This window comes from Streptomyces sp. NPDC058534, assembly GCF_042717365.1.
Classification (GTDB): Bacteria; Actinomycetota; Actinomycetes; order Streptomycetales; family Streptomycetaceae; genus Streptomyces.
Genome location: NZ_JBHXNW010000065.1, coordinates 17,171 through 29,705, shown reverse-complemented (window position 1 = coordinate 29,705; position 12,535 = coordinate 17,171). Strand labels below are relative to the sequence as shown.

General features: G+C 73.9%; 11 protein-coding genes. 5 read left to right on the top strand and 6 right to left on the bottom strand.

The annotated features are described in order from the left end of the window. Positions 1-48 precede the first annotated feature (48 nt). The 3 genes from ACFWR9_RS31420 to ACFWR9_RS31410 form a co-directional block, all read right to left on the bottom strand. Positions 49-1,182 (bottom strand): acyl-CoA dehydrogenase, encoded by a 1,134-nt coding sequence (locus ACFWR9_RS31420; protein ID WP_383847868.1) that lies wholly within the window; start codon positions 1,180-1,182, stop codon positions 49-51. Between the two features lie 80 nt (positions 1,183-1,262). After that, entirely contained in the window at positions 1,263-2,225 is a 963-nt protein-coding gene (locus ACFWR9_RS31415; RefSeq protein WP_383847865.1) for a bifunctional lysylphosphatidylglycerol flippase/synthetase MprF, read from the bottom strand. Continuing rightward, positions 2,209-2,724: a hypothetical protein gene (locus ACFWR9_RS31410; RefSeq protein ID WP_383847864.1), complete on the bottom strand. Its 516-nt coding sequence runs from the start codon at positions 2,722-2,724 to the stop codon at positions 2,209-2,211. The genes ACFWR9_RS31415 and ACFWR9_RS31410 overlap by 17 nt, the downstream gene beginning before the upstream one ends. 149 nt (positions 2,725-2,873) lie before the next feature. On the opposite strand from ACFWR9_RS31410, the gene ACFWR9_RS31405 reads away from it, so the two are divergent. From ACFWR9_RS31405 to ACFWR9_RS31395, 3 genes are all read left to right on the top strand, one after another. Next, the gene (locus ACFWR9_RS31405; RefSeq protein WP_383847862.1) at positions 2,874-4,274 is read left to right on the top strand and encodes a PLP-dependent aminotransferase family protein; all 1,401 of its coding nucleotides are present in this window, start codon (positions 2,874-2,876) and stop codon (positions 4,272-4,274) included. Positions 4,275-4,413: 139 nt separating this feature from the next. Then, a complete protein-coding gene (locus tag ACFWR9_RS31400) occupies positions 4,414-6,000 on the top strand; it encodes an alkaline phosphatase D family protein (protein ID WP_383847859.1) in 1,587 nt (528 codons plus the stop codon). A 183-nt stretch (positions 6,001-6,183) separates the two neighbouring features. Continuing rightward, the gene (locus ACFWR9_RS31395) at positions 6,184-7,515 is read left to right on the top strand and encodes a GNAT family N-acetyltransferase (RefSeq protein WP_383847857.1); all 1,332 of its coding nucleotides are present in this window, start codon (positions 6,184-6,186) and stop codon (positions 7,513-7,515) included. 40 nt (positions 7,516-7,555) lie between these two features. Here the strand turns inward: ACFWR9_RS31395 and ACFWR9_RS31390 are convergent, their stop codons facing one another. Continuing rightward, positions 7,556-8,779, bottom strand: coding sequence for a trans-sulfuration enzyme family protein (locus tag ACFWR9_RS31390; RefSeq protein ID WP_383847855.1), 1,224 nt, complete (start codon positions 8,777-8,779; stop codon positions 7,556-7,558). 60 nt (positions 8,780-8,839) lie between these two features. Between ACFWR9_RS31390 and ACFWR9_RS31385 the strand changes: the two genes are divergently transcribed. Both ACFWR9_RS31385 and ACFWR9_RS31380 read left to right on the top strand, forming a co-directional pair. Continuing rightward, on the top strand, positions 8,840-9,331 hold the full coding sequence (locus ACFWR9_RS31385; protein ID WP_122620957.1) for an Lrp/AsnC family transcriptional regulator: 492 nt from the start codon (positions 8,840-8,842) through the stop codon (positions 9,329-9,331). 78 nt (positions 9,332-9,409) lie between these two features. After that, the gene (locus tag ACFWR9_RS31380) at positions 9,410-11,098 is read left to right on the top strand and encodes a DUF885 domain-containing protein (protein ID WP_383847853.1); all 1,689 of its coding nucleotides are present in this window, start codon (positions 9,410-9,412) and stop codon (positions 11,096-11,098) included. Positions 11,099-11,105: 7 nt separating this feature from the next. On the opposite strand, the gene ACFWR9_RS31375 is transcribed toward ACFWR9_RS31380, so the two are convergent. Then, positions 11,106-11,951, bottom strand: a complete 846-nt coding sequence (locus ACFWR9_RS31375) for an SDR family oxidoreductase (protein ID WP_383847850.1) — start codon at positions 11,949-11,951, stop codon at positions 11,106-11,108. Between the two features lie 53 nt (positions 11,952-12,004). Continuing rightward, positions 12,005-12,523: an immunity 21 family protein gene (locus ACFWR9_RS31370; RefSeq protein ID WP_383847848.1), complete on the bottom strand. Its 519-nt coding sequence runs from the start codon at positions 12,521-12,523 to the stop codon at positions 12,005-12,007. Positions 12,524-12,535 lie beyond the last annotated feature (12 nt).

Below are 12,535 nucleotides of genomic sequence, written 5' to 3'. Positions count from 1 at the left end.
AACGGGTCTCGACCACCGGTGGGTCGGTGGGACGGGGGTGGGATCGGTTCAGGCGACGGCCAGCGGGCCGTCGGCCAGGTACGCGCCGAGCGGTGCGGTCATCCGGGAGCGGGACGGCGGGTGCAGGGATAGTCCGTTGGCGCAGGCGGCCAGGTGGCCGACCTCGTCGGACGTCATGAAGTTCAGCCCGCCGAGGAGTTCGACCGCGCGCGGGACGATGCGGGCGAGGGCGTCCTGGACGCCGTACCGCACGCACAGGGCCTGGGCGAGGGCCGACTCGTCGAGGTCGCCGGCGTCGACGCGGCGGGCGACGCCCTCGACGGCGGCCATGGCGGCCTCGGTCTCGGCGAAGAGGCGTACCCGCTCGTGGTCGGGGACGCGTTCGTTGAGCAGCACGCGCTCCACCAGGGCGCTCGCGGCGCCGAGGTAGCTGCCCGTCATCAGGACCTGGAACCAGATCAGGCCGGCGGTCTGGAGTTCGTCCAGCCGCTCGCCGGAGGTGGTCGCGGTGCGCAGGACGAGTTCCGGCGGGACGAGGACGTCGGTGAGCGTGACCTGGTCGCTCTCGGCGCCGGCCAGGAAGGTGCTGGACCAGAAGCCGCTGACGCTGAGGCCCTCGCTGTCGGCGGGCACGAGGGCGACGGCGAGTTCGTCGCCCTGCCCGTCCTCGCGCGGGATCACGACGCCGGCGGTGAGCACGTCCATGGAGTGGGCGAGGCTGCACGGGCGCTTGACGCCGTTGATCCGGATGCCGTCCGCGGTCGCGGTGGCGGTCATCGACGGGTCCAGGATGCCTGCGCCGCTGCGGCCCTCGGCGAAGCCGGAGGCGATGACGCGGTTGCCCGCCGCCACGCCTTCGATCAGCATCCGCTCCAGGCCGTCGCCGAGGCCGCCGAGGCCGACCAGGGTGGCCATGGAGAAGTGGTGCATGGTGGTGGCGACGGCCAGGGAGGGTGAGCGGCTGCCGATGGCCCGCTGCACCCGCAGCGCGTCCAGCGCGGTGGCGCCGCGCCCCTGGTGGGACTCGGGGACGAGCAGTCCGGGCCCGCCGCTGTCCCGGAAGTGCCGGACGCCCGGGCTGCCCGGCCGTTCCAGATCCATCAGCGGGGTCTCGCGCAGGGCGGGGTCCAGGTCGGGCAGCAGCTTGGCGAGGGTGGTGCGTTCGCGTTCGAGGAATCTCATGGACGTGCGGTCCTCCTGGGTGGCGGGGGGCGGGCGGGTGCGGCCGTGTCGGTGTCGGTGTCGGTGTCGGTGTCGGTGGATCACACGGCGTTGGTGGCGCGCAGCAGTTGCCAGACGGCGCCGGGGCGGGGCCTGCCACGGAAGGCGATGTACTCCGGGAGGACCGCGTGCGGGGCCCATTTCTGCTTGTACTCGAGCTGGGAGGCGGCGGGGTAGACGGCGCCGCCGTGCTCCGCCAGGAGGTGGGCGAACCGGGTGAACATGCGGCTGGCGCCCGGGAGTTCGCGCTCCGGGTCGAGCCCGGTGAAGGGGGTGAACCCGAAGTGCAGCCAGCCTGCGCCGTCGGCGGTCAGCCGTTCCATCACGGTGGCGTTGAGCGCCTCCATCACGCCGGGTGGCGCGCCGGGGCGGCGTCGGCTGAGGTCGTGGAGCATGCCGGGGCGGCTGCCGTAGACCGGGGAGTAGTTGATGTAGCCGACGGCCTCGCCGTCGATGCGGCCGACGAAGAGGCGGCGGTGGCGCTGGAGGCCCCCGGTGCGCTGGCCGACCAGGAACCGCAGCTCCTTGACGTGCCGGCCCTTCTCGCGCAGCCAGCACTGGTCGATGTGGTCCAGCTCGGCGCAGTCGTCGCCGTCCCGGACCTCGGCCACCTCCAGGCCGGCCCGCCGGGCGCGGGAGATCTTGTTCCGCAGCCGGACAAACCGCGAGCCGCGGAGCGTGAAGCGGCCGAGGTCGACGGCGTAGGAGGCGCCGAGCTGGTTGACGGTGAAACCGTGCGCCGCGTACAGCTCGGCATCCGCCCGTTGCAGTTGTACGGCGACCAGGCGGCGTCCCGTGTGGGCGGCGAAGGAGTCCAGGAGCCGCGCGCGGTGTTCGGGTGCCGTGAAGGGGCCGCCGAATTGCAGGGCGTAGCGGCCGGAGGTCCGATAGGCGCAGGCGCCCTCGAAGCGGTCGCCGTGGAAGTACGAGTTGCCGCTGTTGAGGGCGAGAAAGGAACTGGGGTTGTCGCTGTGCGCGGCGAGGGTGTCAAGCACGGACGGCATCGGTGTCCTCCGTTTCCTTCATGGAAGTACGCGCCGTACCGAATTCGCCGGAATCCACCGCCGACCGGTAGCGCCGCTCGAACATCAGGAACGCCGGTGTGGTTTCCGGTTCGAAGGCGACCCCGAAGGGTTTGAGGGAGTTCCCGAACAGCGCCCGGTCGCCCATGAGATGGATCGGGAGGGCAAGCAGCGCCCATTCCGGCCGGACGAACAGCGCCCACGCTCCGGCCAGGAAACCTGCCGTGACCAGGCTGTGCATCGTGTTGTAGGCCACGTAGCAGCCCCGCGGAACGCGTCGGTCCGGGCTGCGCCGGAAGGCGATCGCGCCGGGGACGTATCCGATGACGTCGATCACCGCGAACAGCAGGACGAAGACGGCCCAGCGGATTTCCGTGCGGTGCTGGAATGCGAGCACGAGCGAAACGGCGAGAAACCCCAGCCATTCGAGTCGGGTGAGGGCGAAGGTGACCTTGGTCTCGAATCGGTTCTTGGCGTCCACGGGCGCTCCTGGATTGCGCGTACGATTCCGGGGCCCGGCGGCGGCCTGCCCCCTCGCTGTGGTCTGTCACTCGGTTTACGCACCGGCGGGTCCAACCCCTCGTAAAGTGGGGGCGATTGGAAAGAACTGATACTCGGGGGACTGATCGCATGGCCTCGGCCTGGGAGCTGCTGCTGCCCGCCGCCTCGGCACCGGCACGCGCGCGTGGCCGCGCCCTCCAGGCCGCGTTGCGGGACGCGGTCCGCTCGGGCCGGCTCGCCCCGGGCACCCGGCTGCCGTCGAGCCGGGACCTCGCGGCCGACCTCGGTGTGTCGCGGAAGCTGGTGACGGACGCGTACGAGCAGCTGACGGCCGAGGGCTATCTGCGCAGCGGGCGGGGTGCGGGGACCTGGGTGGGTGACGTGGTGCGGGCGGCCCGCCCGCGCGCGCGTGACCTCGCCCCGCGCTCCCCCGGTCACCGCGCGGACTTCGTGCCGGGGACGCCCGACCTGTCGCTCTTCCCGCGCTCGGCGTGGGCCGCCGCGCAGCGCGGGGTGCTGTCGGAGCTGCCGCACGAGGCTCTGGGCTATCCCGACCCGCGTGGCCTGCCCCGGCTGCGCGCCGCGCTGGCCGAACTGCTGGCAAGGCGCCGGGGCGTGGTGGCGGACCCGGAGCGGATCGTGGTCGTGTCCGGGGTGGCGCAGGCGACGGCACTGCTCGCGGGCGTGCTGCACGCGCGCGGGACACGCACCGCCGGTGTCGAGGACCCCGGCAGCCCCCAGCACTGCGACCTGTACGCGTCGGCGGGCGTCGCCACCGTGCCGCTGCCGCTGGACGCGGAGGGGCTGGCCGTCGGCGCGCTGCGCGCCTCGGGCGTACGGGTCGTCGTGACGACGCCGGCCCACCAGTTCCCCACCGGGATCGCCTACTCGGCGCGGCGGCGCGGCGAACTCCTCGGCTGGGCACGGTCCGTGAACGGTCTCGTCCTGGAGGACGACTACGACGGCGACTTCCGCTACGACCGCGCCCCCGTGGGCGCGCTCCAGGGGCTCGATCCGGAACGCGTCGCCTACACCGGCTCGGTCAGCAAGTCCCTCGCCCCGGGACTGCGGCTGGGGTGGCTGCTGGTGCCCGAGTGGCTGGCGGACGAGGTGGTGGCGCGGAAGCGCACCACCGACCTGGGGCACCCGACGCTGGACCAGGCGGTCTTCGCCCGGTTCGTCGAGCGCGGCGACTACGACCGCCAGCTGCGCGTCTGCCAGCGCGCCTACCGCGAGCGGCGCGACGCGCTGGTGGCAGCGCTTGCGGAGCACTTCCCCGGCTCGGAGGTCACCGGCATCGCCGCCGGCCTGCACGCGATCGCCACGCTTCCCGGACGGTACGGACCCACCGAGCGCTTCCTCGCCCGGGTGACGGAGGCGGGAGTGGCGGTGCGCTCCCTGGCGGAGTACGGGCACGGGGTGGACAGTGGGGCGGCGGGGCGGCACGAGGTGCGGCTGGTGCTGGGCTACGCGCATCTGACGCCGGGGCGGATCCGGGCGGGGGTGCGGGCGATGGCGACGGCCACCTGACCGGCCGCCTCGCGCGTCGGGGCGGCGGGTTGTTCACACGGAGTTTCCGTGGGCGCCGCGCCGTACCAGTAGGCCTGGCTCTGCACACCGGCCACGGACCCGGCCGGATCCCTTCCCAGGAGTCCTTGGAGGCGCGTCCATGTCACACCGTCCGTTGCCCGGTCGCCGCAGCGTGCTGCGCGGCTCGCTCGCCGCGTCGGCGGCCCTGACCCTGCCCACCGCGCTCGGGGCGGCGCCGGCGTTCGCCCGTTCCGGGCGCCCCGGGGCGGGCTGGGGCGTGCAGACGGGGGACGTGACCTCCCACTCCGGTCTGGTGTGGGTGCGGTCCGACCGTCCGGCCCGGATGATCGTCGAGACGTCCGCGACCGAGTCGTTCCGCCGCCCGCACCGGTGGCACGGTCCGCTGCTCGGCGGGGACACCGACTTCACCGGCACCACCCGGCTGCGCGGCCTGCCGCCCGGCGAGCAGATCCACTACCGCGTGCTCCTCGCCGACCCCGACGATCCGCGCCGCACCGGCGAGCCGGTGACCGGCACGTTCCGCACCGTGCCGGTCCGCCGGCGCGACGGCGTGCGGTTCGTGTGGTCCGGCGACCTCGCGGGGCAGGGCTGGGGCATCAACCCGGACCTGGGCGGCTACCGCATCTACGACGCCATGGGCGCACTGGACCCGGACTTCTTCCTGTGCAGCGGCGACAACATCTACGCCGACGGCCCCATCGCGGAGACCGCGGCCCTGCCCGACGGCCGCACCTGGCGCAACGTCACCACCGAGGAGAAGTCCAAGGTCGCCGAGACCCTCGCCGAGTTCCGCGGCAACTTCCGCTACAACCTGCTCGACGAGAACCTGCGGCGCTTCAACGCGCGGGTCCCTTCGGTCGTCCAGTGGGACGACCACGAGGTCCGCAACAACTGGTACCCGGGCCAGGTGATCGCGGACACGGACGACCGGTACACCGAGAAGAGCGTGGACGTGCTGGCCGCCCGGGCCCGGCGGGCGTTCGGCGAGTACTTCCCCCTCTCCACCCCGCGTCCCGGCGCACGCGAGGGCCGCGTCCACCGGGTGCTGCGCCAGGGCCCGCTGCTCGACGTGTTCGTGCTGGACATGCGGACCTACCGCAATGCCAACTCCCCGGGCGGCCAGGCCGTGGACCCGCAGGGCATCCTCGGCCGCGAGCAGTTGGAGTGGCTCAAGCGGGAGCTGTCGCGGTCGCGTGCGGTGTGGAAGGTGATCGCCGCGGACATGCCGATCGGCCTGGTCGTGCCCGACGCCACGGAGGGCGCGCCCAACATCGAGGCCATCGCGCAGGGCGACCCCGGCGCGCCGCTGGGGCGGGAGCTGCAGATCGCCGAGCTGCTGCGGTTCGTCAAGCACCGGCGGATCACCGGCACGGTCTGGCTGACGGCCGACGTGCACCACACCTCCGCCCAGCACTACCAGCCCTCGCGGGCCGCGTTCACCGACTTCGAGCCGTTCTGGGAGTTCGTGTCCGGGCCGCTGAACTCGGGGGCGTTCCCGGCCGGCACTCTCGACGCGACCTTCGGTGCGGAGCGGGTGTTCGTGAAGGCGCCGACCGCCTCCAACGTCTCGCCCGCGGAGGGCTACCAGTTCTTCGGCGAGGTCGACATCGACGGCGACAGCGCCGAGATGACGGTGCGGCTGCGCGAGCAGGACGGCACGGTGCTGTTCACGAAGGTGCTGCGGCCGGGGCGGGTGGGGCAGTAAGTCCCGTAGCCTGTGGGGTGTACCGCGCACCGGCGTCATCCCCCGGTGCGCGGTCCGGGATCGCGGGTCCGGTATGCCGCCAACTCCCCCCCCAATGCCCCGGAAGCCTTCTTTACCCATCGGTCACAGTGCGTTCGTGATCGGGCAACACCGTTCCTTCACAGTGGGTGCATGAGTCGAGACATGTCTGAAGTGACGGACGCCGTGGCCCTCATGGCCGAGCACGGTCCGGCGGTGCCCCTGATACTGCTGGCGTCGGTGGCGGCCCTGATCGCCACGGCGGGATTCCACACCCGTTGGTCACGCCGCCACGGGCAGGCGCCGCCCGCGGACGATACCGGCGCCCGGCCACCGACCGACGAGCGGCGGGCCGGGCGTGCCGAGGGGGATGGCGGGCCCGGGCGGCCGGCCGGTGCCGAGGAGAGCGCGCTGTGGCGGATGCGGACGACGGTGCGGGACGCGCCGGGTTCGCTGGCGGTGCTGTGCGCGGCCCTGGCCGACCGGCGGATCGACATCCTGAGCCTCCAGACGCACCCGCTGCCCCAGGGCACGGTGGACGAGTTCCTGCTCCGCGCCCCGGCCGCGCTGACCGGGTCCGAACTGGCCGGCGTGGTGACGGCGGCGGGCGGTGACCACACCTGGACGGAGCGGGCGGACGCGCACGACCTGGTCGACGCGCCGACCCGGATCCTGGGCCTGGCCGCCCGTACGGCACTGGACGCCGCGGAACTCCCGCTGGCACTCCGCCAGTTGCTGGGCCGGTGCACCATCCGGTCGCTGCCCGCGGCCGTCGGCGGCGCCGGGGACGACGTACCGCCGGAGGGCGCGCTGGAGGACACCGTGCTGCGGCTGCGCGCCCCGGAGGGCGGGGTGATCAGTGTGGAGCGGCCGTATCTGCCGTTCACCCCGGCGGAGTTCGCCCGCGCGCGGGCGCTGGTCGAGCTGGACGCCCGGCTCGGTCCGCGGGTTCCGCGCGGCCGGGACTCGCTGACGCTGCCCGAAGGGCGCGACATCACCGTCCGCCGCGCCGACACCCGGGACGTTCCGGCGGCGAAGGCGATGCACGACCGGTGCTCGCCGCGCACCCTCGGGATGCGGTACCACGGCCCGGTCGGGGACGCCGACCGGTACATGAACCATCTGCTCAGCCCCCGCTTCGGCCGCACCCTCGCCGTGCAGACCGCCTCGGGGCGGATCGTGGGCCTCGGTCATCTGCTGTGGGACGGGGACGAGACGGAGGTCGCGCTGCTCGTCGAGGACGCGTGGCAGCGCCGGGGCATCGGCGGCGAACTCCTCGGCCGGCTCGTGGCGATGGCGACGGAGACGGGCTGCGAGAGCGTCTACGCCGTCACTCAGGCCTCCAACACCGGCATGGTCGCCGCGATGCGCGGCCTGGGCCTCCCGCTCGACTACCAGATCGAGGAGGGCACCCTGGTCGTCACCGCCCGCCTCGCCCCGGCCTCCCGGACCGCCCCCGCGCCGGTGCCGCACGGGGAGCGGATCGGCGGGGAGTAGGCGGACGAACGGCGCCCTCGGCCCACACCCCGCCGGCCTTTTACTCCGCCCCCGACAACGCCTCCCGCAGGGGGATCGCGCCGGGCGTCCGCTCCCCCAGCGCGCTGTCCAGGTCGGCCCACAGGTCGTCGACGTCCTCCAGGCCCACCGAGAGCCGCAGCAGGCGGTCGCCGACCCCGGCGCCCCGCCGGTCGTCCGCGTCCACGATGCGGTGGCTGATGGACGCCGGGTGCTGGATGAGCGTGTCGACGCTGCCGAGGCTCACCGCCGGGGTGATCAGGCGGACGCGGCCGATGACCTCGTGCGGGTCGCCGTGCACCTCGAAGGAGACCATCGCGCCGCCGATGCGCGGATAGTGGACGCGGGCCACCCGCGGGTCGGCGGCGAGCCGGGCGACCAGCTCGGCGGCGTTCGCGGAGGCGGCCCGCACCCGCACCGGCAGGGTGGACAGGCCGCGCAGCAGCAGATAGCCGGCCAGGGGATGCAGCACACCGCCGGTGGCGAAGCGCACCTGCCGCAGCCGCCCGGCGAACTCCTCGTCGCAGGCGACCACGCCGGCCAGCACGTCCCCGTGCCCGCCGAGGTACTTGGTGGCGCTGTGCAGCACCAGCCGGGCCCCGTGTTCGGCGGGACGCTGGAGCACCGGTGTGGCGAAGGTGTTGTCCACGAGCAGCGGCACCGATCCGCAGGCGTGCGCGACGGCCCGCAGGTCGACCTCGGCGAGCGTGGGGTTGGCCGGTGACTCCACCAGCACCAGGCCGGTGTCCGGGCGCAGCGCGTCCGCGACGCCCGCCGGGTCGGTCCAGGTGACCTCGGACCCCAGCAGCCCGGCGGTCAGCAGGTGGTCGCTGCACCCGTACAGGGGCCGTACGGCGACGACGTGCCGCAGCCCCATCGAGCCGCGGACCAGCAGGACGGCGCTCAGCGCGGCCATGCCGCTGGCGAAGGCGACCGCCGACTCGGTCCCCTCCAGCCTGGCCAGTGCCGTCTCGAAGCGGGCGACGGTGGGGTTGCCGAGCCGGCCGTAGACCGGCGGGCCGTCGGGCTCGGCGCCGGTGGCGGCGAAGGCGTCGATACGGGCGGCCTCGCCGCGGCTGTCGTATGACGGGTAGGTCGTGGACAGGTCGATGGGCGGGGCGTGCAGTCCCCGGCCGGCGAGGTCGTCGCGGCCGGCGTGCACGGCCTCGGTGGCCAGTGCCCTGCTCGTGGCGGCGGTGAGGCGTACGTCGTCGGGTGGTGACGTGGGCGTGCGCGCAGAGTCCATGACCCGAAGAATGAACACCGACCGGGTCTTCACGGTGGCCTGCCGTGTTACGTTCGACCCATGGCCGACTCCGTCGTACTGGATCCGGTGGATCTCCATCTGCTGCGGCTGCTGCAGAACGACGCCCGGACCACCTACCGCGATCTCGCCGCCCAGGTGGGCGTCGCCCCGTCGACCTGCCTGGACCGGGTGACCCGGCTGCGGCGGGCCGGGGTGATCCTCGGCCACCGGCTCGAACTGGACCCGGCCAAGCTGGGCCGGGGTCTCCAGGCGCTGCTCTCGGTGCAGGTGCGCCCGCACCGGCGGGAGCTGGTCGGCCCCTTCGTGGAGCGGATCAGGGCGCTGCCGGAGTCGCGCACGGTCTTCCATCTCACGGGCCCGGACGACTACCTCGTCCATGTCGCGGTGGCGGACATGACCGATCTCCAGCGGCTGGTGCTGGACGGGTTCACGTCCCGGCCGGAGGTGGCCCGGGTCGAGACGCGGCTGATCTTCCAGCAGTGGGAGTGCGGCCCGCTGCTGCCGCCGTCCCCGCCGACGGCCACGCCCTGAGCGAAATCCGGCCGCGCACGCCTTCGGGCCCGGTCCACCGGGCTGACGCGGCACCGGTATCCGTATGAGGATGTCCGCATGTCAGAGACCAAGAGCCCGCTGCCCCGCGAGGTCGCCGACGCCTACGTCGACGACCTCATCGCCCTCGACCCGGTCACCGGTACCTATCTCGGCGTCGCCGAGAGTTCCAGCCTCCTGCCCGACTTCTCGCCCGCCGGGCAGGAGGCCCTCGCGGAGCTGGCCAGGACCACCCTCGCCCGGCTGGACGAGGCGGAGCGGCGGCCCGGCGGGGACAGCGACGTGGAGCGGCGCTGCGCCCGGCTGCTGCGCGAGCGCCTCACGGCGGAACTGGCCGTGCACAAGGCCGAGGAGGGCCTGCGCTCGGTCGGCAACATGGGCACCGCCGCCCACTCGGTGCGCGAGGTCTTCACGATCACGCCGACGGAGACGGACGAGGACTGGGCCCGCGTCGCCGAGCGGCTGCGCGCGGTACCGGCGGCGTTCGCGGGCTACCGCGCGTCCCTGGCCCGGGGTCTGGAGCGGAAGCTGTACGCGGGTCCCCGGCCGACCGCGACCTTCGTCGAGCAGCTCGGCGAGTGGGCCGACACCGGCGAGGGGCGCGGCTGGTTCGAGGACTTCGCCGCCGACGGACCGGAGGCGCTGCGCGCGGAGCTGGACGAGGCCGCGCGGGGTGCGACGGCATCGGTGGTGGAGCTGCGGGACTGGATGCGCGACGTGTACGCCCCGGCGATCGAGGGCGCCCCGAACACGGTGGGCCGGGAGCGCTACGCCCGCTGGTCGCGCTACTACAACGGCACGGATCTGGACCTGGACGAGGCGTACGCGTACGGCTGGGCCGAGTACCACCGGCTGCTCGCCGAGATGAAGGCGGAGGCCGAGAAGATCCTCCCGGGCGCCGGGACGCCGTGGGTGGCGCTGGCGCACCTGGACGAGCACGGCAAGCACATCGAGGGCGTCGACGAGGTCCGCGACTGGCTGCAGGGCCTGATGGACCAGGCGATCGAGCAGCTGGACGGCACGCACTTCGAACTCGCCGAGCGGGTGCGGCGGGTGGAGTCGCGGATCGCCCCGCCGGGCAGCGCGGCGGCCCCCTACTACACCTCGCCGTCGGAGGACTTCTCCCGTCCCGGCCGCACCTGGCTGCCGACGATGGGCCAGACCCGCTTCCCGGTGTACGACCTGGTCTCGACCTGGTACCACGAGGGCGTCCCGGGCCACCACCTCCAGCTGGCCCAGTGGACGCACGTCGCGGAAGACCTCTCCCGCTACCAGGCCTCCGTGGGCATGGTCAGCGCCAACGCCGAGGGCTGGGCGCTGTACGCGGAGCGGCTGATGGACGAGCTGGGCTTCCTCACCGACGCGGAGCAGCGCCTCGGCTATCTGGACGCGCAGATGATGCGGGCCGCCCGGGTCATCGTGGACATCGGCATGCACCTGGAGCTGGAGATCCCGGCGGACTCGCCGTTCCACCCGGGCGAGCGCTGGACGCCGAAGCTGGCGCAGGAGTTCTTCGGCGCGCACAGCAGCCGTCCGGCGGACTTCGTGGAGAGCGAGCTGACCCGCTACCTGACCATCCCGGGCCAGGCGATCGGCTACAAGCTCGGTGAGCGGGCGTGGCTGCTGGGCCGGGAGAAGGCCCGCGCGCGGCACGGCGACGCCTTCGACCCGAAGGCGTGGCACATGGCGGCGCTCTCCCAGGGCTCGCTGGGCCTGGACGACCTGGTGGACGAGCTGTCCCGGCTCTGACCGCCGGTCACCTGCGGAAACCGCCCTCCGAGTCGACGACCTGACCGGTGACCCACGCCGCCTCGTCCGTGGCCAGCCACGCGATGAGGCGGGCCGGGTCGTCGGGCATCCCCCACCGTCCGCCGGGGAAGCACGCGGCGACGGCCTCGTAGGCGTCGCCGGTCAGGTAACCGGTGTCCACGGGACCGGGGTTGACCGCGTTCACGGTGACGGCGTGCTCGGCGAGGGTCGTCGCCAGGGAGCGGGTGACGGACGCGAGCGCGCCCTTCTGGAGCGCGTAGGCGATCTCGCCCGGCATGCCGCCGGCGATATCCTGGCCGGAGGTCATCATCACGACGCGTCCGCCGGGCGTCCGGGGCGGCAGTGCGGCGCGATGCCGGGCGTACGCCTGGATCAGCAGCAGTACCGAGCGGGTGTCGACCTGCCAGTGCGCGTCGAGCATCGCGGCGTCGATCGTGTCGAGGGTGCCGTCGGAGCCGCTGAGGGCGTGGTTGGCGACCAGGATGTCCAGCCGTCCGCCGAGCGCCTCGGCGGCGGTGGCGACGAGTGCGGCGGGCGCGTCCGGGACGGTGAGGTCGCCGGGGCCCGCGTGCACGGCCGCGTCCGGGTCGCCGAGAGCCGCGCGGACGGAGGCGACGACTTCCTCGGGACGGTCGGCGCCCCAGGGCATGGCGGCGTCGTGCGGCACGTGGTGGTGCAGGTAGACGCTCGCTCCGTACGCGGCGAGCCGACGGGCCACGGCGTGGCCGATGCCGCCGCGCCGGCTGGCGCCGGTGACGAGGGCGGTCCGGCCGCGCAGGGGCAGCGGGTCGCGGCGCAGCTCTTCGGGTGCGGGGTGCGGAAGTGTGGGCATGGGCACCCATGATGGGCGGACCGTGTCCGCCCCGCACGTCAATATCGCGACGCCTACCGGTCGGCGAGCCGCCGCACCTGGACAAGGCTCAGCCACGTCTCCGCGCCCGGGCGCGCCTCCGCCGCGCGCACCCCGTACCGGCCGGGGTCCAGCGCCACCCGCACGCGCCCCGCGCGGTCCGATGCGGCGCCGGGCCAGGCGGCGTCGAACAGCAGCACCGGTCCCGGCACGCGCCAGGCCACCTCTGGCTCCCACTCGGCCGCGTCGAGGGCCGCGGGCACGCCGGCCAGTACCTCGTCCTCGGAGTCGGCGGCGCACCAGCGGACGAAGGTCCCGTGCTCGGGCAGATAGGCGGTCGAGGCGGGTTCGTCGCCGAGCACCAGGGCGGTGGAGTCGCCCACCGGGAGGAGTCCGACGTAGCCGTCGACCTCGCAGGCCCGGTCGTAGTCGGAGTCCGCGTCCTCGCCGTCGGCACCGGTCCAGAACGGCAGGACCGTCTCCGGGACCGCTATGAGCGGACCGCCGCCCGACTCGACCCACTCCACCGCGCCCGGCTCCGCGTATCGCACCATGCGGCAGAACCT